This is a genomic window from Erwinia persicina NBRC 102418, from assembly GCF_001571305.1.
Taxonomy (GTDB): domain Bacteria; phylum Pseudomonadota; class Gammaproteobacteria; order Enterobacterales; family Enterobacteriaceae; genus Erwinia; species Erwinia persicina.
This window is the reverse complement of record NZ_BCTN01000001.1, coordinates 428,926-455,611: the sequence shown is the minus strand read 5'-3', so window position 1 is coordinate 455,611 and position 26,686 is coordinate 428,926. Positions and strand designations below refer to the sequence as shown.

23 protein-coding genes and 1 pseudogene are annotated in these 26,686 nt (G+C 56.7%); 12 read left to right on the top strand and 12 right to left on the bottom strand.

Annotated elements, in window-relative coordinates:
• Positions 1 to 17: 17 nt before the first annotated feature.
• Entirely contained in the window at positions 18 to 1,079 is a 1,062-nt protein-coding gene (locus tag EPE01S_RS01990; RefSeq protein WP_062742886.1) for a YeiH family putative sulfate export transporter, read from the bottom strand.
• 158 nt (positions 1,080 to 1,237) lie between these two features.
• Here EPE01S_RS01990 and yieE point away from each other — a divergent pair, with 158 nt between their 5' ends.
• The 4 genes from yieE (at position 1,238) to EPE01S_RS01970 (ending at position 5,799) form a co-directional block, all read left to right on the top strand.
• A complete protein-coding gene (gene yieE, locus EPE01S_RS01985; RefSeq protein ID WP_062742885.1) occupies positions 1,238 to 2,104 on the top strand; it encodes a DNA-binding transcriptional regulator YeiE in 867 nt (288 codons plus the stop codon).
• A 224-nt stretch (positions 2,105 to 2,328) separates the two neighbouring features.
• The gene (locus tag EPE01S_RS01980; RefSeq protein WP_062742884.1) at positions 2,329 to 3,795 is read left to right on the top strand and encodes an amino acid permease; all 1,467 of its coding nucleotides are present in this window, start codon (positions 2,329 to 2,331) and stop codon (positions 3,793 to 3,795) included.
• Positions 3,796 to 3,931: 136 nt separating this feature from the next.
• Positions 3,932 to 5,014: a FecCD family ABC transporter permease gene (locus EPE01S_RS01975; protein ID WP_062742883.1), complete on the top strand. Its 1,083-nt coding sequence runs from the start codon at positions 3,932 to 3,934 to the stop codon at positions 5,012 to 5,014.
• A complete protein-coding gene (locus tag EPE01S_RS01970) occupies positions 5,014 to 5,799 on the top strand; it encodes an ABC transporter ATP-binding protein (protein ID WP_062742882.1) in 786 nt (261 codons plus the stop codon). The genes EPE01S_RS01975 and EPE01S_RS01970 overlap by 1 nt, the downstream gene beginning before the upstream one ends.
• A gap of 78 nt (positions 5,800 to 5,877) precedes the next feature.
• Here EPE01S_RS01970 and fghA read toward each other — a convergent pair whose 3' ends face one another.
• The 3 genes from fghA to ptrR form a co-directional block, all read right to left on the bottom strand.
• The gene (fghA, locus tag EPE01S_RS01965) at positions 5,878 to 6,720 is read right to left on the bottom strand and encodes an S-formylglutathione hydrolase (RefSeq protein WP_062742881.1); all 843 of its coding nucleotides are present in this window, start codon (positions 6,718 to 6,720) and stop codon (positions 5,878 to 5,880) included.
• 11 nt (positions 6,721 to 6,731) lie between these two features.
• Entirely contained in the window at positions 6,732 to 7,859 is a 1,128-nt protein-coding gene (locus EPE01S_RS01960) for an S-(hydroxymethyl)glutathione dehydrogenase/class III alcohol dehydrogenase (RefSeq protein ID WP_062742880.1), read from the bottom strand.
• 61 nt (positions 7,860 to 7,920) lie between these two features.
• Entirely contained in the window at positions 7,921 to 8,799 is an 879-nt protein-coding gene (ptrR, locus tag EPE01S_RS01955; protein WP_062742879.1) for a putrescine utilization regulator PtrR, read from the bottom strand.
• A 100-nt stretch (positions 8,800 to 8,899) separates the two neighbouring features.
• Here ptrR and EPE01S_RS01950 point away from each other — a divergent pair, with 100 nt between their 5' ends.
• The 7 genes from EPE01S_RS01950 to mglC all read left to right on the top strand — a co-directional run bounded on the left by EPE01S_RS01950 (position 8,900) and on the right by mglC (position 17,256).
• Positions 8,900 to 10,033 (top strand): YbfB/YjiJ family MFS transporter, encoded by a 1,134-nt coding sequence (locus tag EPE01S_RS01950; protein WP_062742878.1) that lies wholly within the window; start codon positions 8,900 to 8,902, stop codon positions 10,031 to 10,033.
• 127 nt (positions 10,034 to 10,160) lie between these two features.
• Positions 10,161 to 10,826: a GTP cyclohydrolase I FolE gene (folE, locus tag EPE01S_RS01945; RefSeq protein WP_062742877.1), complete on the top strand. Its 666-nt coding sequence runs from the start codon at positions 10,161 to 10,163 to the stop codon at positions 10,824 to 10,826.
• Positions 10,827 to 10,943: 117 nt separating this feature from the next.
• The gene (gene yeiB / locus EPE01S_RS01940; RefSeq protein ID WP_062742876.1) at positions 10,944 to 12,122 is read left to right on the top strand and encodes a DUF418 domain-containing protein YeiB; all 1,179 of its coding nucleotides are present in this window, start codon (positions 10,944 to 10,946) and stop codon (positions 12,120 to 12,122) included.
• A gap of 135 nt (positions 12,123 to 12,257) precedes the next feature.
• Positions 12,258 to 13,298 (top strand): HTH-type transcriptional regulator GalS, encoded by a 1,041-nt coding sequence (gene galS / locus EPE01S_RS01935; protein WP_062743100.1) that lies wholly within the window; start codon positions 12,258 to 12,260, stop codon positions 13,296 to 13,298.
• Positions 13,299 to 13,617: 319 nt separating this feature from the next.
• Positions 13,618 to 14,613, top strand: coding sequence for a galactose/glucose ABC transporter substrate-binding protein MglB (gene mglB / locus EPE01S_RS01930; protein WP_062742875.1), 996 nt, complete (start codon positions 13,618 to 13,620; stop codon positions 14,611 to 14,613).
• A 92-nt stretch (positions 14,614 to 14,705) separates the two neighbouring features.
• On the top strand, positions 14,706 to 16,226 hold the full coding sequence (gene mglA / locus EPE01S_RS01925; RefSeq protein WP_062742874.1) for a galactose/methyl galactoside ABC transporter ATP-binding protein MglA: 1,521 nt from the start codon (positions 14,706 to 14,708) through the stop codon (positions 16,224 to 16,226).
• 19 nt (positions 16,227 to 16,245) lie between these two features.
• Positions 16,246 to 17,256 (top strand): galactose/methyl galactoside ABC transporter permease MglC, encoded by a 1,011-nt coding sequence (gene mglC, locus EPE01S_RS01920; RefSeq protein ID WP_062742873.1) that lies wholly within the window; start codon positions 16,246 to 16,248, stop codon positions 17,254 to 17,256.
• Between the two features lie 268 nt (positions 17,257 to 17,524).
• Here the strand turns inward: mglC and sanA are convergent, their stop codons facing one another.
• From sanA to metG, 6 genes and pseudogenes are all read right to left on the bottom strand, one after another.
• Entirely contained in the window at positions 17,525 to 18,238 is a 714-nt protein-coding gene (sanA, locus tag EPE01S_RS01915; RefSeq protein WP_062742872.1) for an outer membrane permeability protein SanA, read from the bottom strand.
• A gap of 144 nt (positions 18,239 to 18,382) precedes the next feature.
• Entirely contained in the window at positions 18,383 to 20,080 is a 1,698-nt protein-coding gene (locus EPE01S_RS01910; protein WP_062742871.1) for an NAD-dependent malic enzyme, read from the bottom strand.
• Positions 20,081 to 20,207: 127 nt separating this feature from the next.
• Complete coding sequence (cdd, locus tag EPE01S_RS01905; protein ID WP_062742870.1) at positions 20,208 to 21,098, bottom strand: cytidine deaminase; 891 nt, start codon at positions 21,096 to 21,098, stop codon at positions 20,208 to 20,210.
• A 126-nt stretch (positions 21,099 to 21,224) separates the two neighbouring features.
• A complete protein-coding gene (locus EPE01S_RS01900) occupies positions 21,225 to 21,917 on the bottom strand; it encodes a CidB/LrgB family autolysis modulator (RefSeq protein WP_062742869.1) in 693 nt (230 codons plus the stop codon).
• Positions 21,910 to 22,305: a CidA/LrgA family protein gene (locus EPE01S_RS01895; RefSeq protein ID WP_062742868.1), complete on the bottom strand. Its 396-nt coding sequence runs from the start codon at positions 22,303 to 22,305 to the stop codon at positions 21,910 to 21,912. The genes EPE01S_RS01900 and EPE01S_RS01895 overlap by 8 nt, the downstream gene beginning before the upstream one ends.
• A 114-nt stretch (positions 22,306 to 22,419) precedes the next feature.
• Positions 22,420 to 24,459 (bottom strand): annotated as a pseudogene (gene metG / locus EPE01S_RS01890) (methionine--tRNA ligase); the annotation flags it as partial.
• A gap of 168 nt (positions 24,460 to 24,627) precedes the next feature.
• On the opposite strand from metG, the gene apbC reads away from it, so the two are divergent.
• On the top strand, positions 24,628 to 25,740 hold the full coding sequence (apbC, locus tag EPE01S_RS01885) for an iron-sulfur cluster carrier protein ApbC (RefSeq protein WP_062742866.1): 1,113 nt from the start codon (positions 24,628 to 24,630) through the stop codon (positions 25,738 to 25,740).
• Between the two features lie 42 nt (positions 25,741 to 25,782).
• Here apbC and EPE01S_RS01880 read toward each other — a convergent pair whose 3' ends face one another.
• Together EPE01S_RS01880 and EPE01S_RS01875 are read right to left on the bottom strand one after the other, a co-directional pair.
• The gene (locus EPE01S_RS01880; protein ID WP_194716001.1) at positions 25,783 to 26,031 is read right to left on the bottom strand and encodes a hypothetical protein; all 249 of its coding nucleotides are present in this window, start codon (positions 26,029 to 26,031) and stop codon (positions 25,783 to 25,785) included.
• Between the two features lie 32 nt (positions 26,032 to 26,063).
• Positions 26,064 to 26,681, bottom strand: a complete 618-nt coding sequence (locus EPE01S_RS01875; protein WP_062742865.1) for a trimeric intracellular cation channel family protein — start codon at positions 26,679 to 26,681, stop codon at positions 26,064 to 26,066.
• Positions 26,682 to 26,686 lie beyond the last annotated feature (5 nt).

Genomic DNA, 26,686 nt, shown 5'->3' with positions numbered 1-26,686 from the left:
CCGGAAACGGACGGAAATCATGCCATCAAATGCGCAACCAGCAGGTTGATCGCACCGCCACCGACAATCAGCCAGATAAACAGAATCAGTCCCAGCAGGATTGGACGCAGGCCCGCGCGCTTCAACTGGCTGAAATGGGTGGTCAGGCCAAGCGCTGCCATTGCCATCGCCAGTAGGAGGTTATCCAGTTGATTAATCATGTTGACCGCGTGCGCAGGCAGCAGATGCAGGGAATTAAACAGTGCCACGATAATGAAAAGCAGGGCAAACCATGGGAACGAAAGGGCGCTTTTCGTCTGCCCGTCTGCCAGTGGCTGGCGGCGTTTTACCCACCAGCCGAGGGTCACCAGAAACGGAGCCAGCATCATTACGCGCAGCATTTTTGCAATGACCGCTGCATTCTCAGCCTCCGGGCTGATGGCATGCCCGGCGGCCACCACCTGGGCAACTTCATGCATGGTTGAACCGGTGTAGACACCATAATTTTCCGCCGTCACCCACGGGAACCAGTGAACAGCCAGCGGGTAGAGCAGGGGATAGAGAAATATTGCCAGGGTACCAAAGATCACCACGGTGGCAATCGCCACGGCTACCTTCGAGGCTTCTGCCTTGAGTACCGGCTCGGTCGCCAGCACGGCGGCAGCACCACAGATACTGCTGCCCGCGCCAATCAGCCAGGCGGTATCACGATCCAGCCCGAATAGTTTGCGACCAAGCCAGCAGGCCAGCATAAACGTTGAGCAGAGCGTCAGGGCATCGATAATGACCCCACTCACTCCCACATCGGCAATCTGCTGAAAAGTTAAACGGAAGCCATAAAGAATAATGCCCAGCCTTAGCAGCTTCTGTTTAGCAAAGATAATGCCCTCATCGCAATACTGATAGATTCGTGGATACAGCGTATTGCCCACTATGATGCCTGCCACGATGGCCAGGGTGAGCGCCCCCAGCCCCAGTGACGCAATCTCAGGGATGCCCCCCGCCCAGATAGCCAGTGCAGCAATCCCTGCGGCCAGCGCGACCCCCGGAATGAAATGCGTGAGCGGATGATGATGTTTATTGAGCACGATGTCAGCCATATCTCTCCCTCCATAAATGACAGGGATATGATGAAAGCAGTTTGCTTAAAAGTGAAATTGATTATATTTTTATAATTAACAACTATAAGTGTTAAGGGAAGGCCGCTGCGTAGCATCATGACGGGCCACATGAAGAATGTTCAGGTTGAGGAAGGATCATGCATATAACGTTGCGACAGCTGGAAGTGTTTACAGAGGTGCTAAAGAGCGGTTCAACCACTCAGGCATCTCAGGTACTGTCGTTATCACAGTCAGCGGTCAGCGCGGCACTGGCCGATCTGGAAGGTCAGCTTGGCGTGCAGTTATTTGACCGGGTAGGCAAGCGTCTGGTGATCAATGAGCACGGGCGACTGCTGTATCCGCGGGCCGTCGGGCTGCTTGAGCAGGCGCTGGAAATTGAACAACTGTTCCGTGAGGACAACGGCGCGCTGCGCATCTCTGCCAGCAGCACCATCGGCAATTACCTGCTGCCGGGCATGATTGCCCGTTATCGCCGTGATTACCCGCAGTTGCCGCTGGAACTGAGTGTGGGTAACAGTCAGGATGTCATCACGGCGGTGGCCGACTTTCGCGTCGACATCGGCCTGATTGAAGGTCCCTGCCACAGGGCCGATCTGGTCACCGAGCCCTGGCTGGAAGATGAACTGGTGGTGTTCGCCGCCCCGGGGGCAGAGATCCTCAGCAAACCGGTGTCGTTACAGAGCCTGGCGGGCGCGCCCTGGATCCTGCGTGAGCATGGTTCGGGCACCCGTGAAATCGTCGATTATCTGCTGATCTCACATCTGCCGCAGTTCGATCTGGCGCTGGAACTCGGGAATTCAGAGGCGATTAAAAACGCGGTACGACACGGTATGGGGATCAGCTGTCTGTCCCGCCGAGTGATTGCCGAACAGCTGGAAATGGGCACGCTGGTCGAAGTGGCGATCCCTCTCCCTGCGCTGAAGCGCACACTGTACCGGATTCACCACCGCCAGAAGCACCTCTCTAAGGCGTTAAGTCGCTTCCTCAGTTACTGCACGGAATAAAGAGGCAGGATCGCCAGGCAGGGATAAATCCGGGGCCGCACGGGCGAGCCTTTTTCCGAATGTCCCGGGCGACTGGGGGGCTCCAGCTTCGTCAGCCTCACCACGCCGCGCTAATAATTCCCCGCCAGTTATGAAGCTAACTTATAACGTGGTGTTATCGCTATACGACCCCGGGCAGGTTGCTATAATCGCGCCTTATTTTTTGCAAGGCGCAGCGTTTAAACATGGATCATGACACAAAAACAACACAACCCCCTGGGTTAAGACGGGCTCTGAAAGCACGTCACCTGACGATGATCGCCATAGGCGGATCGATTGGTACCGGCTTATTTGTCGCTTCTGGTGCCACCATTTCACAGGCCGGCCCCGGCGGAGCACTGCTCTCGTACATGCTGATCGGCCTGATGGTGTACTTCCTGATGACCAGCCTCGGTGAACTGGCGGCATTTATGCCTGTTTCAGGCTCATTCTCTACCTACGGCGCGAAATACGTCGAAGAAGGCTTTGGTTTCGCCCTGGGCTGGAACTACTGGTACAACTGGGCGGTGACCATCGCCGTTGACCTGGTGGCGTCCCAGTTGGTGATGACCTGGTGGTTCCCGGATACCCCGGGCTGGATCTGGAGCGCGCTGTTCCTCTGCCTGATCTTCCTGCTCAACTACATCTCGGTAAAAGGCTTTGGTGAGGCAGAATACTGGTTCTCCCTGATCAAAGTCGCGACCGTGATCATCTTTATTATCGTCGGCGTCGCGATGATCGCCGGCATTATGCGCGGTGCAGAAAGTGCGGGCTGGCATAACTGGGAAATCGGCGATGCCCCCTTCTCCGGAGGCTTTGCGGCAATGATTGGCGTGGCGATGATCGTCGGCTTCTCGTTCCAGGGCACCGAACTGATTGGTATTGCGGCCGGTGAGTCCGAAGATCCGGCGAAAAATATTCCGCGTGCGGTGCGTCAGGTATTCTGGCGTATCCTGCTGTTCTATGTGTTTGCCATCCTGGTGATCAGTCTGATCATCCCATATACCGACCCCAGCCTGCTGCGCAACGATGTCAAAGACATCAGCGTCAGCCCGTTCACGCTGGTATTCCAGCATGCCGGTCTGCTGTCGGCGGCGGCAGTGATGAATGCCGTGATCCTGACAGCAGTGCTGTCAGCGGGGAACTCCGGTATGTACGCCTCAACCCGTATGCTTTATACCCTGGCATCGGAAGGGAAAGCGCCGCGCATCTTCGCCAGACTGTCGAAGGGCGGAGTGCCGCGTAACGCGTTGTATGCCACCACGGTAGTGGCCGGGCTGTGCTTCCTGACCTCGATGTTCGGCAATCAGACCGTGTATCTTTGGCTGCTGAATACCTCCGGGATGACCGGCTTTATCGCCTGGCTGGGCATTGCCATCAGCCATTACCGCTTCCGTAAAGGTTATATGGCACAGGGACGCGACCTGGCAGACCTGCCGTACCGTTCAGGTTTCTTCCCGCTGGGGCCGATTTTTGCCTTCGTGCTCTGCCTGATCATCACGCTGGGCCAGAACTATCAGGCATTCCTGTCGGATACCATTGACTGGGGCGGCGTGGCGGCGACCTACATCGGTATTCCGCTGTTCCTGCTCATCTGGTTTGGCTTTAAACTGACGCGTAAAACGCGCTTTGTGAAGTACAGCGAAATGGAGTTCCCGACGTTCGATAAGTAACGTTCAACGGGGTAAAAGAGAGGCGCGTATCCCGCGCCTTTTTTTATGTTACGAAAACAGACTCAAAATATTACTGATAAGTATTATCATTTGCTTTATTTTAAGCGGCATTAATGACAATGAACAGGTATTGAGTATGAGCTTAACCCAGGAACCCGTGCAGCATACGGGTAAGACAGCGCCTGAGGGCGTGATGGGCCGTTATCACCAGCTACTGCGCCATCGTCTGTTGATTATGGCCGTACTGGTGGTAGCGATTATTGCCTCGCTGGTGCTGGACTTTACCCTCGGTCCGTCAGGGCTGTCGTTACCGGTGCTGTGGCAAACCCTGCTGTCGCCGGAGTCGGTGGATGCTGGCACACGGGTTATTGTCTGGGACATCCGGCTACCCTATGCGCTGATGGCGGTGATTGTCGGCCTGGGGCTGGGGCTGGCCGGCGCTGAGATGCAGACCATCCTCAATAACCCCCTTGCCAGTCCGTTTACGCTGGGTGTTTCCTCTGCGGCCGCCTTTGGCGCGGCGCTGGCGATCGTGCTGGGTATCGGTATTCCCGGCATTCCCGACCAGTGGTTTATCTCGGCCAACGCCTTTGTTTTTGCGCTGATTGCCGCTCTGATGCTGGATGCGGTCACGCGCTGGACCCAGGTGTCCACCTCCGGGGTGGTGCTGTTTGGTATCGCGCTGGTCTTCACCTTCAATGCGCTGGTTTCCATGATGCAGTTTATTGCCAGTGAAGATACCCTGCAGGGCCTGGTGTTCTGGACGATGGGCAGCCTGGCGCGCGCCTCGTGGGAAAAACTCGGCGTGCTGTGCGTTGCCCTGCTGGTTCTGGTGCCGTTCTCCATGTTAAGCGCGTGGAAGCTTACCGCGCTGCGTCTGGGCGAAGATCGTGCGGTCAGCTTTGGGATTGACGTGCGTCGTCTGCGTCTGATGACCCTGCTGCGCATCAGCGTGATCTCTGCGCTGGCGGTAGCTTTTGTCGGCCCGATAGGCTTTATCGGCCTGGTTGCACCGCATATTGCGCGAATGATTTTTGGTGAAGATCACCGCTTCTACCTGCCGGCCAGCGCACTGACCGGGGCGCTGGTGCTGTCGATGGCGTCAGTGGTGTCGAAGAATCTGATCCCGGGCGTGATCATTCCCGTCGGCATTGTCACCTCGCTGGTGGGCGTGCCGTTCTTCCTGAGTATTATTCTGCGCCATCGGGGGAGTGTCTGATGCAGGGGCTGAAAATAAGCGGCTTTCATGCCGGGTATCCAAAACGTCAGGTCATCAGCAATCTCAATGTACCGCTGCTGCCGCAGGGAAAAATCACTGTCCTGCTGGGGCCTAATGGCTGCGGGAAGTCGACGCTGCTGCGTTCGATGGCCGGGCTTAACCGTGCCAGCGGCGAGCTGTGGCTGAACGGAGAAGACCTGATGGCGCTGCCGTTCGCCCGGCGCGCGTCACGCGTGGTGTATCTGCCACAGTCGCTGCCTGCGGGGGTGCACCTGCACGTGCTGGAGTCGATCATCGTGGCACAGCGGGCCAGCGGCGGGCGCAGCAATGCCAGCAGCGAAGCCGAAGTGATGGCCCTGCTCGAACAGTTGGGTATTGCGCATCTGGCCCTGAGCTATCTTGATCGGCTCTCCGGCGGGCAGAAGCAGCTGGTCGGTCTGGCACAGTCGCTGATCCGCCGCCCGGAGCTGTTACTGCTGGATGAACCGTTAAGCGCCCTGGATCTGAATTACCAGTTCCACGTGATGGATTTAGTGCGCCGCGAGACCCGCCTGCGCAACATCGTCACGGTAGTCGTCGTGCATGATATCAATATCGCGCTGCGCCACAGTGAACATGTCCTGATGCTGCAAAACGGGGAGCTGGTTGCTGACGGTCTGCCGGAAGCGGTGATTACGCCGGACAGTCTGGCGCGGGTCTACGGGGTGAAAGGGCGGATTGAGCGCTGTTCGCAGGGCGTACCGCAGGTACTGATTGACGGCCTGGTGGAAGCACCGGCATTTTGATAGAGGAGCGACCGAAACAGAAGGTCGCTCCTGCAGATAGCCGGATGTAAGGGCCGACCTTTTTGGGTCGGCCTTTTTTTACACCAGCAGGTGCTGCGCGTGGAAGCGCAGATGATCTTCCACAAAGCTGGCGATAAAGAAGTAGCTGTGGTCGTAACCGGGCTGAATACGCACGGTTAACGGGTAATTCAGCTCTGCCGCGAGGGTTTCCAGCCGTTCCGGACGTAACTGATCGGCCAGGAACTGATCGCTGTCACCCTGATCGACCAGCATCGGCAGCACCGCGCCGCCGTTACGCATCAGCCAGCAGCTGTCATACTGCTTCCACGTGCTGACATCCTCTCCCAGATAGGCGCGGAAAGCTTTCTGTCCCCAGGCCACTTCCAGCGGGTTAACGATCGGCGCGAATGCCGAGGCGGAACTGAATTTTCCCGGGTTGCGCAGGGCAATCATCAGTGCCCCGTGGCCGCCCATGGAGTGTCCCATGATTGCCTGACGATCGCTGACGTTGAAATTACCGGCGATCAGCGCGGGCAGTTCGCTGTTGATGTAATCATACATGCGAAAATGGTCTGCCCACGGCGCTTCGGTGGCATTGAGGTAGAATCCGGCTCCCTGACCCAGGTCATAGCCGTCATCGTTTGCCACGTCATCGCCGCGCGGGCTGGTGTCCGGCATCACCAGCACCAGCCCCAGTTCGGCAGCGACGCGCTGCGCACCGGATTTGACGCTGAAATTTTCGTCACTACAGGTCAGGCCTGCCAGGAAGTACACCACCGGAGGGGGCATGCTGCCCTTAGGCCCGGGTAAAAAAATACTGAAGGTCATCGCGCAGTTGAGGCTGGCAGACTGATGGCGATAGCGCTGCTGCCAGCCGCCAAACAGCCGATGTTCTTCAAGCAGTTCCAGAGTTGATGGCATCCTTTCCTCTCTTATTTTTTTGCGAAATGCACCACGGAACGGATCGACTTCCCTTCGTGCATCAGGTCGAACGCCTCGTTAATCTCTTCCAGCGGCATGGTGTGGGTAATAAAGTCATTAAGCTGGAACTCACCGTTCATATAGCGATCGACAATACCCGGCAGCTGTGAGCGGCCTTTTACGCCACCGAAGGCGGAACCCCGCCATACGCGGCCGGTGACCAGCTGGAACGGACGGGTGGCAATCTCTTCACCGGCACCGGCCACGCCAATAATCACGGATTCGCCCCAGCCTTTATGGCAGCATTCCAGCGCGGAACGCATCACGTTCACGTTACCGATGCACTCGAAGGAGAAGTCCACGCCGCCGTCGGTCATCTCTACGATCACATCCTGAATCGGCTTATCATAATCTTTCGGGTTGATCAGGTCGGTCGCGCCCAGCTTACGGGCCAGGTCGTATTTGCTGGTATTGATATCAATCCCGATGATACGGCCCGCTTTCGCCAGTTTTGCCCCAATGATCGCCGACAGCCCAATACCGCCCAGGCCGAAGATCGCCACGGTATCGCCTTCTTTTACTTTCGCCGTATTGGTCACTGCCCCCATGCCGGTGGTAACACCGCAGCCCAGCAGGCAGACTTCTTCCAGCGGCGCTTCTTTGCTGATTTTTGCCAGCGAAATTTCCGGGATCACGGTGTATTCAGAGAACGTTGATGTGCCCATATAGTGGAAAATCGGCTGGCCGTCTTTGAAGAAACGGGTGGTGCCGTCCGGCATCAGGCCTTTTCCCTGGGTAGAACGAATGGCCTGGCACAGGTTTGTTTTGCCGGACAGACAGAATTTACACTGGCCGCATTCCGGGGTGTACAGCGGGATCACATGGTCTCCGACGGCGACGCTGGTGACGCCTTCGCCCACGGCTTCTACTACACCACCGCCTTCATGGCCCAGTACCGCCGGGAACACACCTTCGGGGTCTTTACCTGAAAGGGTATAAGCATCGGTGTGGCAAACGCCGGTGGCCACGATACGGACCAGCACTTCTCCCTTCTGCGGAGGCATCAGGTCCAGCTCTTCAATTTTTAGGGGTTCACCGGCGGCCCAGGCGACGGCGGCACGGGTTTTAATCATCTGCATGTGTTGCTCCTGTCATTTTGAATAGTGTAATAAGCGTAACCAGGCTTGACGAAAACAGCTGTTAATCGCTGGACTTCTCATCAAATTGTTCAATAATCAGGTACTTCAGCGCCTCGACATTCGGTGTGAAGGCATCGCGACGCCACACCAGTCGGGTCTCGGTATCGCGCAGGTCGGGCGGCAGGGGATGCTGACGCACGCGAACATGGCCGGGCATCTGCGCCAGCAGCGCCGCCGGCAGTAAGGCCACTCCGCCCCCGCTGGCGACGCAGGCCAGCATGGCGTGGTAAGACTGGATTTCCATCACGTTACCCGGCTGGACGCCCGCAGCACGGAACCAGTTCTCAAAACGCAGGCGGTAGGAGCAGCCGGGACGAAAGGCAAACAGCGTACAGCCTGCGGCATCGCCTGGCGTCACAATCGGCGGATGCTCCAGGCTGGAGATCAGTATCATCTCTTCCCGAAACGCCACGCAGCTGTTCAGTTCGTCGCCGTTAACCGGGCCATCAGCGAGCGCAGCGGCCAGGGTGCCGATGCGCACTCTTTCCATCAATTCGGCGGAGGTGCCGGTGCTGAGTGCCAGGTTCACGGCAGGGTAGCGCTGGTGAAACTCCGCCAGCAGAGACGGCAGCCGTGTTGCAGCGGTGCTCTCCATTGAGCCCAGCGCAAAGTTGCCTGCGGGTTTCCCCCCGTGCGCCATATTCATTGCCTCTTCACTCAGCGTAAGAATGCGCTGGGCATAGCAGAGAAAATTATGGCCCATCGGTGACAGCCGCAGACGCTGCTTCTCGCGGATAAACAGATCGGTACCCAGCTCTTCTTCGAGCTGACGCAGGCGCGTTGTGAGGTTTGACGGCACCCGGTGCAGCTGCTCGGCAGCCCGCACCAGCGAACCGCTGTCGGCAACGGCGCAGAACATTTTTAGCTGAGTCAGATCCATTTATTCTCTTATCGTAAGCAACTTAGTTAATATTATTCACTTTTCGTGATTCTAACCATCACGCATGCTGATGGCAACTAAAATGGGGCAGGAGTTAAAAATGGCGGTTCGTGTTGCTTTGTGCGCTTTTCTGACGCTGGTCGTGGCCATGGGAATAGGGCGCTTTGCCTTTACGCCGCAGGTGCCGTTAATGATAGCTGAACATCAGCTGTCGCTGACCAGCGCTGCCGTAGTGGCCGCATTCAACTACCTCGGCTACCTGTGCGGATCCTTTGATGCGATGCGGGCGACGCGGCGGGTGGAGTGGCGTCTGCAGGCGGGCGTCTGGGGGGCGGTGATACTGACGCTGATGTCTGCGTGGGCCTCCGGCCCGTGGCAGCACGGGCTGGTTCGCTTTCTGGTGGGCTGGGCCAGCGGCTGGGCGATGGTGCTGATTGCGGCGTGGAGTAACGAACAGCTGCATCGCTACCAGCGCCCCGGATTGAGTGCCGCGGTGTTTGCCGGCCCGGGTACCGGGATTTTCATCAGCGGGATGCTGGCGGTGGGGCTGCACAGCCATCAGGTCAGCGCCGCCTGGGCCTGGCTCGCCTATGGCGTTCTGGCACTGGTGCTGGTGGTGCTGATAGCGCGAACACTGCCGCGTACCGGTCAGCTGCATCGCCCGGAAACCGCCCCGGAACCGCTGCGTCTGACCCCCGGCCTCCGGCGGCTGGTGTGGAGCTACAGCCTGGCCGGGTTTGGCTATATCCTGCCCGCGACGTTCCTGGCGCAAATGGCGACCACGCGCTTTCCCGGGCTGATTAGCCAGTTTGTCTGGCCGGTGTTTGGCGGGGCAGCGGTGGTGGGCATCGTCATCGGTATCCTGACCCGCCACCTCGGCAGCAGCCACCGTCGTCTGGCGCTAGTGCTGTGGGTGCAGGCGGTCGGGGTATTTGCCTCTGATATGATCCCCGGACTGGGTGGGCTGGCACTGGGATCGGCACTGGTCGGCGGCGGGTTCCTCTGCGTGGTGCAGCTTTCCCTGCAGTACGCCCGCGAACTGGCCCCGCTGCATACGCGCTATCTGGCCGGATTACTGACCACTGGCTATGCGGTAGGGCAACTGGTGGGGCCGCTGCTGTCGGCGCTGTCCACTCTGCTGACGCACCGGCTGGAACCGGCGCTGTATGTGGCGGGGGCCGCCCTGCTGGTCGCGGGTGCGCTGGTGTGGCGACGTGAGCCTGCGGCCGAGTGACAGGGTTTCAGTGACAAATACGCTGATTCACTGGATCGGACACCAAATGTGTACCAAAATAGCGCCTCAGAAATTCCACCGGGTTGCGTTAACCTGGTCAGTCACACCAGCCGGAGAAGAGAAAAACATGGCGACGTTAAGTCAGGAAGCCACACAGGTTCATGAGGCACTGGTTGCCCGTGGCCTGGAAACCCCGCTGCGCGCACCCGCACGTGAAATGGACGATGACACTCGCAGGCAGCTGATCGCGGGTCATATGACCGAAATTATGCAGCTGCTCAATCTTGATCTGGAAGACGACAGCCTGGCGGAAACGCCGCAGCGTATTGCTAAAATGTATGTGAATGAGGTCTTTTCCGGACTGGATTATGCCAACTTCCCGAAAATCACGCTGATTGAAAATAAAATGAAAGTGGACGAGATGGTCACCGTGCGGGATATCACGCTGACCAGTACCTGCGAACACCATTTTGTGATTATCGACGGCCGGGCGACCGTGGCCTATATTCCGAAAGATAAAGTCATTGGCCTGTCGAAAATTAACCGTATCGTGCAGTTCTTCTCTTCGCGCCCGCAGGTGCAGGAGCGTCTCACTCAGCAGATCCTGCTGGCGTTGCAGACCCTGCTCGGCACCAATAACGTCGCGGTTTCCATCGATGCCGTTCACTACTGCGTGAAGGCCCGCGGTATTCGTGATGCGACCAGCGCCACCACCACAACGTCGCTCGGCGGGCTGTTTAAGTCCAGCCAGAATACGCGCCAGGAATTTCTGCGCTCGGTTCGCCATCGTTAACAGGGCCTGACGCGGGCGGGTCCCTCGGGGGCGGCCTGCGCCAGCCTTTATCCCCTGTCGGGGCGGATTCTTTTTCGGTCCGCCTTCTTGCCACAGCGTCGTTGTGGGGAACCTTTTATGTCCCGTATTCTTCCTCTGGATTTTATTCGCGGGCTGGCCATTCTCGGCATTCTGCTGCTGAACATTACCGCCTTTGGTCTGCCGAAAGCGGCCTATCTTAATCCTGCCTGGCAGGGGTTGCCCTCGCTGTCTGATTTCGTCGTATGGGCGGCAATGGATCTCTTCGCTCAGGCAAAATTCCTGACGCTGTTTGCCATTCTTTTTGGCGGCGGGCTGCAACTGCTGCTGCCGCGCGGCAAGCGCTGGATACAGTCACGCCTCTCCTGGCTGGTGATCCTGGGCTTTTTGCACGCGCTGCTGCTCTGGGAGGGGGATATTCTGCTGGCGTACGGCCTGACCGGACTGATTGCCTGGCGCATGATCCGCGACGTGCCCGGCACGCGGCAGCTGTTTAATACCGGCGTGATGCTCTATCTGATTGGCAGTGGGGTGCTGGTGGTGCTGGGCATGGCCTCCGGACACACGCCCAACAACTCGTGGCTGCCGGGAGCCGCCGACGTTCAGTATGAAACGTTCTGGCGCACGCACGGCGGCTGGGAGGCGGTGGCTAATCGTCTGGATATGCTGGGTTCATCGCTGATGGCACTGGCAGCGCAGTATGGCTGGCAGCTGGCCGGACTGATGATGCTGGGGGCGGCATTAATGCGTTCGGGCTGGCTGCGCGGCAGCTGGAGTCTGCAACACTACCGCCGTACCGGGGCACGGTTGGTGATCTTCGGGATGCTGATTGAGGCCGCGTCAATTGCGTTACAGTGGTACGTCAAATGGGACTTCCGCTGGGCCGGGTTCTTCCTGCAGGTGCCGCGAGAAATCAGTGCTCCCCTGCAGTCGCTGGGCTATGCCGCGCTCTGCTTTGGCTGGTGGCCACAGCTGCAGCGCTGGCGTCTGACGCTGATGGTCAGTGCCGTCGGCCGAATGGCGCTGAGCAATTATCTGTTACAGACGCTGATCTGCACCACGCTGTTTAACCACTTTGCCTTGTTTAACCACTTCAACCGCCTGCAGTTATTGCTGATCGTGCCGCTGGTGTGGGGCGTTAACCTGTTGTTTTCCCACTACTGGTTACGGACTTTCCGGCAGGGGCCGGTGGAGTGGCTATGGCGGCGTCTGACCGCTGCCGGACTCTCTGCGGAACAGAAACCCCCGGCGGAAGATGATATGCATCACAAAGGTTAAAAAATTGTATGTAACCGTTTTCAAGCCTGTGACGGAATTCACGTAGCATGGGGCTCCCGCCTGACAGAATAGACGCCAGAATGCGTTTGGGTCAGGAAGAGCTATGCAAAAAATATGCTTCTGTGGTGATTGCTTATGATTACCATACGTGATGTCGCCCGTGAAGCGGGTGTTTCGGTTGCCACCGTCTCCCGGGTGCTGAATAACAGTGCGGCGGTCACCGGCGACACCCGTGAAACGGTGCTGAAAACGGTTGCACGCCTTGGTTACCGCCCCAATGCCAATGCTCAGGCACTGGCCACTCAGGTCAGCGATACCATCGGCGTGGTAGTCATGGACGTGTCCGATCCCTTCTTTGGCGCACTGGTGAAAGCGGTAGACACCGTGGCCCAGCGCCTGCAAAAACATGTGTTAATCAATAACTCCTATCATCAGGCTGAAAAAGAGCGTCACGCCATTGAGGTGCTGATACGTCAACGCTGTAATGCCCTGATTGTGCATGCAAAAGCCCTGGGCGATCAGGAGCTTGCCTCGCTGATGCAGCAGGTACCCGGCATGGTGCTGGTCAACCGTATTATCCCCGGTTTCGCCCACCGTTGCGTCTGTCTTGACAACGTGAGCGGGGCGCTGATGGCGATGCGTATGCTGCAGCAGCACGGGCATCAGCGTATCGGCTATCTTGGCTCGGTTCACCCCATCGAAGATAACGACCAGCGGCGCGATGGCTGGTCACAGGCGTTGAGCGAGCAGGGCGTCACCCCCGTGGAGAGCTGGTGTGCGTCAGGCGAGCCGGATCTGCAGGGCGGTGAGGCGGCCATGGTCGAGCTGTTAGGCCGTAACCTGCATCTGACGGCGGTGTTTGCCTATAACGACAGTATGGCTGCAGGCGCGCTGGCCGCGTTGAAAGATAACGGTATTGCCGTGCCACAGCAGCTTTCGGTGGTGGGCTTCGACGATATACCGATCTCGCGTTATACCGACCCGCAGCTGAGCACAGTCCGCTACCCGATTGTTTCTATGGCAAAACTGGCCACCGAACTGGCGCTGAAAGGGGCTGCGGGAGAGCTGGACAGCAGTGCCCGACACTGCTTTATGCCGACCCTGGTGCGGCGGCATTCGGTAGCAACCCGGCAAAATGTGGTGGCCGTCACTAACTCAGGCGAATCTGAGATGTAACCGTTTCCAATCTGTGAGTAAATTCACAGTTAATTAACAACGTCTTCTCTATGATGACAGCGTCCTGCAGGGTTTGAAACATTATGTAACGGCAACCAGGCCCCATCTGATGGTGACGTTGCCCCCCTGTGAAACAGTTTTACACACAGCATTCAGGAAGCATTCCGTACAGGGAAGTCGGGCTTAACGTGAGCCATTGTCGGTGAGGCAGATCGTAAAATTAACATTTACGCCTCGCGGTCACCTAACTGATCGCCCCGTACCCGGTCATCTGCCGGTACGCGGCGTTGAGTACTACCCTATAAAAACCGGAGATACCATGAATAAGAAGGTTTTCACTCTCAGCGCCCTGGTTGCCACCATGCTGTTTGGCGCAACTGCTCAGGCAGCAGATACCCGTATCGGCGTCACCATTTATAAATACGACGACAACTTTATGTCGGTTGTGCGCAAGGATATTGAGAAAGAAGCCAAGAATAACCCGGGCGTGCAGTTGCTGATGAATGACTCGCAGAACAGCCAGTCTACTCAGAACGACCAGGTTGACGTACTGGTCGCGAAAGGTGTGAAAGCCCTGGCTATTAACCTGGTTGACCCGGCAGCGGCAGCCGTCGTTATCAGCAAAGCCAAAGCGAACGATATCCCGGTAGTGTTCTTCAACAAAGAGCCAACGGCAAAAGCCCTGGCCAGCTACGACAAAGCTTACTATGTCGGCACCGACTCGAAAGAGTCTGGCGTGAAGCAGGGTGAGCTGATTGAGAAACACTGGAAAGCTAATGCCGCGTGGGATCTGAACAAAGATGGTCAGATTCAGTTCGTGCTGCTGAAAGGCGAGCCAGGACACCCGGATGCAGAAGCCCGTACCAAATACGTGATCGACACGCTGAACAAAGACGGTATCAAAACGCAGCAGCTGCATCTGGATACCGCGATGTGGGACACCGCACAGGCTAAAGATAAGATGGACGCCTGGCTGTCGGGTCCAAACGGTAACAAAATTGAAGTCGTTATCGCCAACAACGATGCGATGGCGATGGGCGCTGTCGAAGCCCTGAAAGCCCACAACAAATCCTCGGTACCGGTATTTGGTGTTGATGCCCTGCCAGAAGCGCTGGCGATGGTGAAATCTGGCGCGATGGCCGGCACCGTGCTGAATGATGCGAAAAATCAGGCCAAAGCCACGCTGGACATGGCGATTAACCTGGCGGCGGGCAAACCTGCCACCGAAGGCACCGACTATAAACTGGACGGTAAAGTTGTCCGTGTTGCCTATGTACCGGTAGATAAAGACAATCTGGCAGACCTGCCTAAATAAGTACAACCTGATACGGGTGCTGACTGTCAGCACCCTTTTTCAGGTGTTGAGTCAGGGTGACCTGACTCCACACCACTCAGCCGGGTAGAGATATGGGCAGCGATAACGTGCAAACACAGCGCGAATTTTTACTGGAGATGACCGACGTCAGTAAGTCATTCCCCGGGGTTAAAGCGCTCGATAATGTTAATTTAAAAGTTCGTCCACATTCAATTCACGCCCTGATGGGGGAGAATGGTGCTGGAAAATCAACACTCTTAAAGTGCCTTTTTGGCATTTACAGTAAAGATACGGGGAGCATTCTTTTTCAGGGCGAGGAAGTTAATTACAAGAGTTCTAAAGAGGCGCTGGAAAATGGCGTGTCGATGGTGCATCAGGAATTAAACCTGGTTCTGCAACGTACCGTAATGGATAACATGTGGCTTGGTCGTTATCCGAAGAAAGGCTTTTTCGTCGATCAGGAGAAAATGTATCGCGATACCAAAGCGATCTTCGACGAGCTGGATATTGATATTGATCCACGAGATAAAGTGATTTCACTGTCTGTTTCTCAAATGCAGATGATTGAAATTGCCAAAGCGTTTTCTTATAACGCAAAAATCGTGATTATGGATGAGCCGACTTCCTCCCTGACAGAAAAAGAAGTCAACCATCTGTTTACGATTATTCGTAAGCTGAAGGATCGCGGCTGCGGGATTATTTATATTTCGCATAAAATGGAAGAGATTTTCCAGCTGTGTGATGAAATTACTATCCTGCGCGACGGTCAGTGGATTGCCACTCAGCCCCTGGAAGGGCTGGATATGGACAAGATCATTGCCATGATGGTAGGGCGTTCGCTGAACCAGCGCTTCCCGGATAAGAGCAACGTGCCGGGCGAGACGATCCTGGAAGTGCGTAATCTCACCTCCCTGCGTCAGCCTTCTATCCGCGATATTTCCTTCGATCTTCGCAAGGGTGAAATTCTCGGGATTGCAGGCCTGGTCGGTGCCAAGCGTACTGATATTGTGGAAACCTTATTTGGTATTCGCGAAAAGTCAGGCGGCACCATTAAGCTGCACGGCAAGGCGATTAATAACCACAGCGCTAATGAAGCAATAAACCACGGTTTTGCGCTGGTGACGGAAGAGCGTCGTTCCACCGGGATTTATGCCTACCTGGATATTGGTTTCAATTCACTGATTTCCAATATCAGTAAATATAAGAACAGCATTGGCCTGCTGGATAACAGCCGGATGAAGAGTGATACCCAGTGGGTAATTGACTCTATGCGGGTTAAAACGCCGGGACATCATACGTCGATTGGTTCCTTATCCGGCGGTAACCAGCAGAAGGTGATTATCGGTCGCTGGTTATTAACTCAGCCAGAAATATTGATGCTCGACGAACCGACGCGCGGTATTGACGTTGGGGCGAAATTTGAAATCTATCAGTTGATTTCAGAACTGGCGAAGAAGGGTAAGGGCATTATTATTATCTCTTCTGAAATGCCAGAGTTATTGGGCGTTACCGATCGTATTCTGGTAATGAGTAATGGCCTGGTAGCAGGCATTGTCGAAACGAAGACAACCACGCAAAACGAAATATTGCGTTTGGCATCGTTGCACCTTTAATGATGTAAGGGCTGTTACTATGAAAGCAGTGAATAAGAAAAGTGCACTCACCTGGCTGAAAGAGGGTGGGATTTATGTGGTGCTGATGGTATTACTGGCCATCATTATTATCCAGGATCCGACGTTCTTAAGTTTAATGAACCTGAGTAACATCCTGACGCAATCCTCGGTGCGTGTGATTATCGCCCTGGGCGTTGCCGGTCTGATTGTCACCCAGGGAACCGACCTGTCAGCCGGACGTCAGGTTGGTCTGGCTGCGGTGGTCGCCGCGACGCTGTTGCAGGCGATGGATAATGCTAACAAGGTGTTCCCACACCTGGAAACGCTGCCCATTGCGGTGGTTATCGGCATTGTCTGCGCCATCGGTGCGCTGATTGGCTTGATCAACGGTGTGATTATTGCCTACCTGAAGGTGACGCCGTTTATCACCACGCTGGGCACCATGATCATCGTTTACGGCGTTAACTCACTGTATTACGACTTCGTTGGGGCTTCCCCGGTGGCAGGCTTCGATGAGAAGTTTTCTACCTTTGCTCAGGGCTTCCTGCGTCTGGGTGATTTCAAACTGTCGTACATTACTTTTTACGCGATTATCGCCATCTTTGTGGTGTGGATCCTGTGGAATAAAACCCGCTTCGGTAAGAACATTTTTGCCATCGGCGGCAACCCGGAAGCCGCGCGCGTGTCTGGCGTTAACGTGCCGTGGAACCTGATTCTGGTCTATGCCCTGTCCGGCGTGTTCTACGCCTTCGGCGGCATGCTGGAAGCCGGACGCATCGGTTCTGCTACCAACAACCTTGGCTTTATGTATGAGCTGGATGCGATTGCGGCCTGTGTCGTCGGCGGTGTGTCGTTCGCCGGTGGGGTTGGTACGGTGGCAGGCGTGGTGACCGGGGTGATTATCTTCACCGTCATCAACTACGGTCTGACCTATATCGGCGTGAACCCTTACTGGCAGTACATTATCAAGGGCGGCATCATCATCTTCGCCGTGGCGCTGGACTCCCTGAAGTACGCGCGTAAGAAGTAATTTTGCTAACCTGCCGGGTTGACCGAAAAAGAAGGTCAACCCCGGGAAGGGTGCAGAAGATCATGTTGGGGCCGACCGCTTTTTGGGTCGGCCCTTTTTATTGCTTTAAACTCACCGCAACGGTAATGCTGAAGGGCGAACGGGGATATCAGGATAAGCGGACCGTCGAGCACAGGGATGTGCGAGCACGAGCCTACAGGGAAGTATTTACGGCGAGTCCGCGTTACGGATATCCCTGAAAGCCATATACCGACCTGAAGCCACAATTTTATTTCTTCTGCTGGATCTCCAGCAGCTGCTCTGGCGTCACGGCCGGGTAACTCTGTGCATCTTCAGGCACTTCATATCGGGCCGGAATAGGCACCAGCGGGCCGAGAAAACGGGGTTCCCGTTTCATGATATACAGATCGGCCAGCGCACCCAGCCGGGCACCCACCTCACGCATCCGTACGCTCCACATATTTTTGGGCGAAGGCACCGCGTAACACTGGGCCTGGATGCCCATATGCAGAGCAATAAACAGCGCGCGTTCACAGTGGAAGCGTTGGGTGATAATAATGAAATCATTGGTATCAAATACCTTGCGGGTGCGCACTATCGAGTCGAGGGTACGGAACCCGGCATAATCGAGCACGATATCCGACGGGTCGACCCCGGCGGCGATCAGGTCGCGGCGCATAGTCATCGGTTCGTTATAGCTTTGTTGGGCGTTATCGCCAGACAGCAGCAGATAATTGACCTTACCGCTGTTGTAAGCGTTAATCGCACCCTGCATCCGGTAGAGGTAATACTGGTTAATCACACCGGTACGGTAATACTTAGCCGTACCCAGCACTACGCCAACCTGACGGTGGGGCAGCGCCTTCATATCATCGTAAATATAGGGGGCCGTTTTCCAGCTGATCCAGCGGTCAAGCCCAAGCGCGGTCAGAACCACCAGGGTGATGATGATAATCAGACCATAAGTCAGGCGTTTCAACATGCTGAACGGTGCTCGGGTTGCCAGGGAGAAGTGGTTTCAAGGCTACTTGAGCCGGAGGAGTGAAGCAAGTAACAGTGTGTTGAATGGGCTTTTTTCACCCAAAACCTGCCCGACGCCCAGTGATGGGCGCCGGGAGGCCAGCCGTCAGATGGAAGTGCGACGGTAGTTACGATACTGCGGCAGCCAGAAGTTAGCGGCGATGGCTTTAGAGAGCACATCTTCGGACGTGACGACCGCGACGCCAGCCAGCTGGGCCGCCTTACCAACCGCCATGGCGATCAGTTTTGACACGCCCTGAATATCTTTCACTTCAGGCAGTACCGGGCCGGTACCGTCATTGGCCAGTGGTGAGCAGTCTGCCAGCGCACGACTGGCGGCCATCAGCATACTGTCCGTCACGCGGGTTGCGCCGGAGGCAATAACCCCAAGGCCAATGCCCGGGAAGATATAGGAGTTGTTGCACTGGGCAATTGGATAGATTTTGTCTTTCCAGCTGACCGGAGAGAACGGGCTGCCCGTGGCGACCAGTGCATTACCATCGGTCCACGCCATGATGTCCTGTGGGGTCGCTTCCACACGGGAGGTTGGGTTTGACAGCGGCATGATGATCGGGCGCGCACAGTGCTTATGCATTTCACGGACGATCTCTTCGCTGAACAGGCCCGGCTGCCCCGATACGCCGATCATGATGTTTGGCTGCACATTGCGCACCACATCGAGCAGCGAGAGGGAATCACTGCTGCTGTCCCAACCGGCCAGGCTTTCGCTTTTCTGCACCAGTCGGCTCTGGAAATTCAGCAGGTTGGGCAGCTTGTCCGTCAGCAGGCCGAAACGGTCAACCATGAAGACGCGCGCACGGGCTTCTTCGTCGCTCAGGCCTTCTGATTTCATCTGGGCGATGATTTGTTCGGCAATTCCACACCCGGCAGAACCCGCCCCGAGGAAGACCACTTTCTGCTCGCACAGCTTGCTGCCGGCAGCGCGGCTGGCGGCAATCAGCGTACCCAGCGTCACCGCCGCCGTACCCTGAATATCGTCGTTAAAGCAGCAGACTTCATCACGGTAGCGCTCAAGCAGCGGCATCGCGTTTTTCTGGGCGAAGTCTTCGAACTGCAGCAGCACGTTAGGCCAGCGGCTCTTCACGGCGTGGATAAAGTCATTGACGAAGCTGTCGTACTCTTCGCCAGTGATACGCGGATGACGCCAGCCCATATACAGCGGGTCATTCAGCAACTGCTGGTTATTGGTGCCCACGTCCAGCACCACCGGCAGGGTGTATGCCGGGCTGATGCCGCCACAGGCGGTGTAAAGAGACAGTTTACCGATGGGGATACCCATACCGCCGATCCCCTGGTCTCCCAGACCGAGGATGCGCTCACCGTCGGTGACCACAATCACCTTCACATTCTGTTTGGTGGCGTTCTGCAGCATGTCTTCAATGTTGGCGCGGTTCGGATAAGAGATAAACAGGCCGCGCGCGCGACGATAAATTTCTGAGAAGTGCTCACAGGCGGCACCCACCGTTGGGGTGTAGATGATCGGCATCATCTCTTCCAGATGATTGTCGAGCAGGCGGTAAAACAGCGTTTCGTTGGTGTCCTGGATGTTGCGCAGGTAAACGTGCTTGTCGTTATTGTTTTTGAAGTCCTGGAACTGACGCCACGCCCGCTCTGCCTGCTCCTCAATGCTCTCGACGGTTTCCGGCAGCAGACCATTCAGGTTGAAGTCGTTACGCTCTTCAATGGAGAACGCGCTGCCTTTATTCAGAAGGGGAAATTCCAGCAAGATGGGCCCAGCATAAGGGATGTATAGCGGTCGTTTACTTTCGTATTCGAGTTCCATGCAATTCATACTCTATTAGGATCGGGATGGTGTGGGGCCAATCCTAAAATAATTCATCTGAAAGTACAGCTTTTGTTAACACGCAATAACAAAAGCTGCGATCTTTCTCGAATTACAACGGCTTTTCTTACGACTTCACCAGGGGAAGGGTGCTGAATTGCGTGCATCCCAGCGCGGCCAGCGTGGCAGCGGTGGCGCTTTGCTGACTCAGTAAGGCATCCGGCGCTTCGGCCAGAACGGCACGCTGAATAGTGCTTAATGGGCGGCCGCTAAGATTAAGCAGGTTCAGCGCCCCCTGCAACGGCGGCAGGCTCGGGTTGAAGGCGGCATTTTCTGCATAGCTCCCGGCAAAGAGGGCCCCGTCAGTGGTTTGCAGCGCCACACCGCTCCACGCTTTACTGTAGGGCGCGTGGCTACGGCTGGCAGCAGCCACAGCAGCCTGATCGACGGCATCACCGCTGGCGACAAAGCCGTGGTCAATCTTATCCATCAGCAGGGTGGTGATCGCCAGGTCGCGCGGTCCGAAGGAGTCAGGCAGATAGTGACCTAACGTGGCCGCTGCGCGGCCGGGCAGTTCAATGGTCAGCCCGGTGCCGCTGTTCAGCTCATTCATAAACTGACGGCAGTGGCCGCATGGCGTGTAGTTAACGGTAATACTTTCCAGCGCGCTTTCCCCCCTGAGCCAGGCGTGCGTCACGGCGCTCTGCTCGGCGTGCACGGTCTGCTGCATGGTCGCCCCGGCAAACTCCATGTTGGCACCAAACCACAGCGTGCCACTTTTGCCGCGTGCTATCGCGCCCACTTTAAAGTCGGATAGCGTCGCTACCGCACAGGCGGCCGCCAGCGGTAGCAGGGCGAAGGCCAGTTCGCTGTCGCTGTAATTGCAGTGGTTTTTCAGCGCCTGTGCCTGGCTGGCGGTGATAAATCCGGCAAAATCGTCTGCGGATAAAACCGGCTGCAACGCGCTCTGTAACAGGGTAGGTAGGGTGGCAAATGCCTGCTGATAACGTGGGTGCATAGTGGGGCCTCTTTCGCTGGATGCAGCCCATGGTAGCGGGCCGGCAGCCAGTTATATGTGATCTGTGTCTCTCTATCAATGTAATAAATGAAATTGATCAGCAAAATGCGAGACTTATCGCAAGTTTTAGCCCCAGAGCGCCATCAGCAACGGAAAAATGAACGGTGCCAGCAGTGAGGTAATGATGCCGCACAGCACCAGCGCCAGCGAGCTGAATGCTCCCTCCTGATAGTCGATTTCAGCAGCGCGCGCGGTGCCCAGCGCATGAGAGGCATTACCGATGGCCAGGCCGCGTGCCGATTTACTGCGCACCCGTAACAGGTTGAGCAGCATATGGCCAAACACCGCACCCAGCACGCCCGCCAGCAGCACGCAAATGGCGCTGATGGCCGGAATCCCCCCCAGCGTGCCTGAGACCGCCATGGCAATCGGCGTGGTCACCGACTTGGGCAGCAGGGTGGCGGCAATCTGCGGCGTGGCACCCAGCCACAGCGCAATGGCCGTACCCGACACCATCGCCGTTATGCTGCCAACGAAGCAGACGCTGATAATGGACCGCCAGCGTGAACGGATCTGATGCATCTGCTCGTACAGCGGCAACGCCAGCGCCACCACCGCCGGTTGCAGCAGATCGTTCAGCAGGGCGCTGCCCTGGAAATAGCGGGTGTAGGGCATCTGTAACAGCAGCAGAAGCGGAATGATCACCGCCATGGCAATCAGCAGTGGGTTAACAATCGACATTTTTACCCTGGCCGCCAGTTTACGCGCGCCCAGAAACACCAGTACGGTCAGCGGCAGCGACCACCAGATATCACTCATCCTGTGCTCCTGTACGCCGCTGGTGGCGGTCGTTAAGATGCTGCGACATCAGCCCGATGGTCACCAGTACGATCAGCGTGCTGACGACGCAGGAGATAACAATCGGGCCAAACTGGGCGGTGAGAATATCCATGTCGTTCATCACGCCAACGCTAATCGGCACGAACAGCAGCGCCATATAGCGGATCAGCAGGTGACAACCGGGCTTGACCCAGTGAACCGGCAGCAGCTGCGAGGCCAGGAGAGCAAACAACATCAGCATGCCGAGAATACTGCCGGGGATGGCCACCGGTAGCAGGGCAGAAAGTCCGCGCCCGGCATACAGGCACAGATAGATAATGAGAAAAGCGCGGAGATAGTGCCATAGCGTAACGAGGGCGGTATGCATTCAGTGTCCTGAACAGTAGGGGGCGACCCTTTTACCGGCCGCCCCGTGCAGATGACTGACATCTTAACAACGGGTTGACCGGTACAGAAGGTCAACCCCTACACAGCATGAGGGTTACTTCACTTGCTGGCCCGGCTGGGCGCCGCTGTCAGGGCTGAGCAGGAAGATATCTGTTCCGCCGGGACCGGCTGCCATGACCATACCTTCGGAGAGGCCAAAGCGCATTTTACGCGGAGCCAGGTTGGCGACCATCACCGTCAGGCGGCCCACCAGCACGGCCGGATCCGGATAGGCAGCCCGGATGCCGGAGAAGACATTGCGCTTTTCTCCCCCCAGATCCAGTGAGAGGCGCAGCAGCTTGTCAGATCCTTCAACATATTCTGCGTTCTCAATCAGCGCAATACGCATGTCGACTTTAGCAAAATCGTCAAAGCTGATGGTGTCCTGAATCGGATCGTCCGCCAGCGGGCCGCTGGCCGGGGCTTTCGCCGCCGCAGCATCTTCTTTTGACGCTTCGATCAGTCCGTTCACTTTATCCATCTCAATGCGGCCATACAGGGCTTTGAACGGCGCAATGCTGTGGTTCAGCAACGGCTGCTGGATGCCGTCCCAGGTCAGCTCCTGATTGAGGAACGCTTCGGTACGCGCAGTAAGCGAAGGCAGCACCGGCTTCAGCCAGGTCATCAGCACGCGGAACAGGTTGATGCCCATGGAGCAGATCGCCTGCAGGTCGGCATCCCGGCCTTCCTGCTTCGCGACGACCCACGGAGCCTGCTCGTCAACATAGCGGTTGGCGACGTCGGCCAGTGCCATAATTTCACGCACCGCGCGGCTGAACTCACGGCTGGCCCAGGCTTCCCCGATGCTGGCAGACGCATCGGTAAAGGTCTTGTACAGCGCAGGATCGGCCAGTTCAGCGGAGAGCTGTCCGTTGAAACGCTTGGTGATAAAGCCGGCATTGCGCGATGCCAGGTTAACCACTTTGTTGACGATGTCAGCGTTTACGCGCTGCACGAAATCTTCCAGATTCAGGTCGATGTCATCAATGCGCGAGGAGAGCTTCGCCGCGTAGTAGTAGCGCAGGCTGTCGGCATCCAGGTGCTGCAGCCAGGTGCTGGCTTTAATGAACGTGCCGCGCGATTTAGACATTTTCGCGCCGTTCACCGTGACATAACCATGCACAAACAGGTTGGTCGGTTTACGGAAATTGCTGCCTTCCAGCATCGCCGGCCAGAACAGGCTGTGGAAATAAACGATGTCTTTACCAATAAAGTGATAGAGATCGGCATCAGAATCTTTCTGCCAGAAGGCATCAAAGTCGATATCGCCACGCTTGTCGCACAGGTTTTTGAACGAGCCCATGTAGCCGATCGGCGCATCCAGCCAGACGTAGAAATATTTGCCCGGGGCGTCAGGGATCTCAAAGCCGAAGTACGGGGCATCGCGGGAGATATCCCACTGCTGCAGGCCGGATTCGAACCATTCCTGCATTTTGTTTGCCACCTGCTCCTGCAACGCTCCGGAGCGGGTCCAGGCTTGCAGCATGGCGCTGAACTCTGGCAGATCGAAGAAGAAGTGCTCAGAGTCACGCATCACGGGGGTCGCCCCGGATACCACGGACTTAGGATCGATCAGTTCGGTCGGGCTGTAGGTGGCCGAACAGACTTCACAGTTATCACCGTACTGATCCGGCGCCTTACATTTCGGGCAGGTGCCTTTGACAAAACGGTCGGGCAGAAACATGCCTTTTTCCGGATCGTAGAGCTGAGAAATGGTGCGGTTCTTGATAAAACCGTTCTCTTTCAGTCGGGTATAGATCAGTGCAGACAGCTCACGGTTCTCTTCGCTGTGCGTTGAGTGATAATTGTCGTAGCTGATATCAAAACCGGCAAAGTCGGTCTGATGTTCCTGACTCATATCGGCAATCATCTGCTCAGGCGCAATGCCCATCTGCTGGGCTTTCAGCATGATCGGCGTCCCGTGTGCGTCATCGGCACAGATGAAGTAAACCTGGTTGCCGCGCATTCGCTGGTAACGGACCCAAATATCTGCCTGGATATGCTCGAGCATGTGGCCGAGATGAATGGAGCCATTAGCGTACGGCAGTGCGCACGTTACCAAAATTTTTTTCGCGACTTGAGTCATAGTAAGACTTAGCTCATACCTGTTGAAAAAGGGGGTTTAGATGGTAACCGATTGCCTGTCCCTGCGTAAACAAGGGGTTCAACTCCCTGCGGTTTTTTCCCGGGCGATAAGTTACCCCCGAACAGATCTGATATGCTTAAAGGCATAAATACAGAGTCGCCATATCAAGGAACCCAGATGACTTCACAATCCCAGGGGCATCACTCCCCCGAAGCGCTGCGCGCTATCGTGACGGGCGTGCTGACCACGTTTGAACATCCTACATTGCACCATAACCTCACCGTCCTGAAGGCGCTGCACCACTGTGCGCTGATGGACAATACGCTGCATATTGAACTCAGTATGCCGTTTGTCTGGCAAAGTCCGTTCGAGACACTGAAAGCCACGGTTAGCGCAGATCTGTTGCGCCTGACCGGGGCGGCGGCCATCGCCTGGCGATTAACGCTGAACGTGGCCACGCTTCAGCGCGTGAAAAACCGTCCAGGCGTGAACGGGGTGAAAAACATTATCGCCATCAGCTCCGGCAAGGGCGGGGTGGGGAAATCCACGACGGCGGTGAACCTGGCGCTGGCGCTGGCCGCAGAAGGGGCGAAAGTGGGCCTGCTGGATGCTGACATTTATGGACCGTCAATCCCGGATATGCTGGGGGTTCAGGATCAGCGCCCGACCTCTCCGGACGGCACCCATATGGCCCCCATTATGGCGCACGGCCTGGCGACGAACTCTATTGGCTATCTGGTCACGGAGGATAATGCGATGGTCTGGCGCGGCCCGATGGCCAGCAAGGCGCTGATGCAGTTGCTGAACGAGACGCTGTGGCCGGAGCTGGATTATCTGGTGCTGGATATGCCACCGGGGACCGGCGATATTCAGCTCACGCTGGCGCAGAACGTGCCGGTGACCGGTGCCGTTGTGGTCACTACCCCGCAGGATATTGCGCTGATCGATGCGCGTAAAGGCATCGTGATGTTTGAAAAAGTGAATGTGCCGGTGCTGGGGGTGGTCGAGAACATGAGTATGCATATCTGCAGCCAGTGCGGACACCACGAGCCGATCTTCGGCACGGGAGGGGCGGCAAAACTGGCGGAACAGTACCACACGCACCTGCTGAGTCAGCTGCCGCTGCACATCAGCCTGCGGGAAGATCTGGATAACGGGGAGCCCACCGTTATCCGCCGGCCCGGGAGTGAGTTTACCGGGCTGTATCGCCAGCTGGCGACCCAGGTTGCCTCCCGGCTTTACTGGCAGGGCGAGGTCATCCCGGAGGATATCGCCTTCCGCGCGGTGTAATGCTGGCGGGCCGGCCCGCGACGGGGCCGGCCGTGATTAGCCTCATGTCAACCGGACATGCCTTTGCTGAAAACCCTCCACCATCGAATAATCAAAATCAATTTTACCGGCATCAAACAACTGGAGGATCAGGGTAAAGTCATTATCGGGTGTGACGTTACAGCGGTGGTTAAGCAGCGTGTCCAGAATCGTGAACGCCCGATCGCCACGGGCGATGCGGTTCAGGTACTGCAGCATCTCGTAGGCACGGGCGCTGACGCCAGCTTGTTCATGTGGGGATCTGCTTATCATCGGGAAAGGCCATTCTCTGTGCTAAAACGTTATTATAATCCGTTGTGTTTAATCAACGGCAAGCCGATTTTATATTTTAGTGCCATCAGGCGCAGCAACGTGCAGACCGTAATGGCCAGCCAGGCACTCCACATCTGCGGAATAACCTCGGCCGATCCGGTCAGTTCAATGGCTGCCCCCACCAGCGCTGCACTGGCATAAATATCCTTGCTGAAGATGGCCGGGGGCCTGCCGGTTAACAGGTCGCGCAGACAGCCACCCCCCACCGCACTGATGCATCCCAGCAGTATCGCCAGCTCAATACTGTGGGTGTGCTGCCAGGTTTTATTGGCCCCAAACGCGGCAAAAAAGCCCAGCCCCAGCGCATCAAAAAACAGCGTGGCTTTCTCGAAAGAGAGGAGCAGACGCTGGAAGAAGGCGACGCACAGGACGGCCACCAGAATGATGACCAGATAGGCCAGGCTGACCAGCCCCGCCGGGGGCAGGCTGGCAATACATATATCGCGGATAATGCCGCCCCCCACCGCCGTTGTGGCAGCCAGCACAAACACGCCGAAGACATCGAAATCCTCCCGCACCCCGGCCGTGGCACCGCTGAGGGCAAAGGCCAGCGTGCCGGCGAGGTCAACCAGATGAAATACATTCCACATGCCAC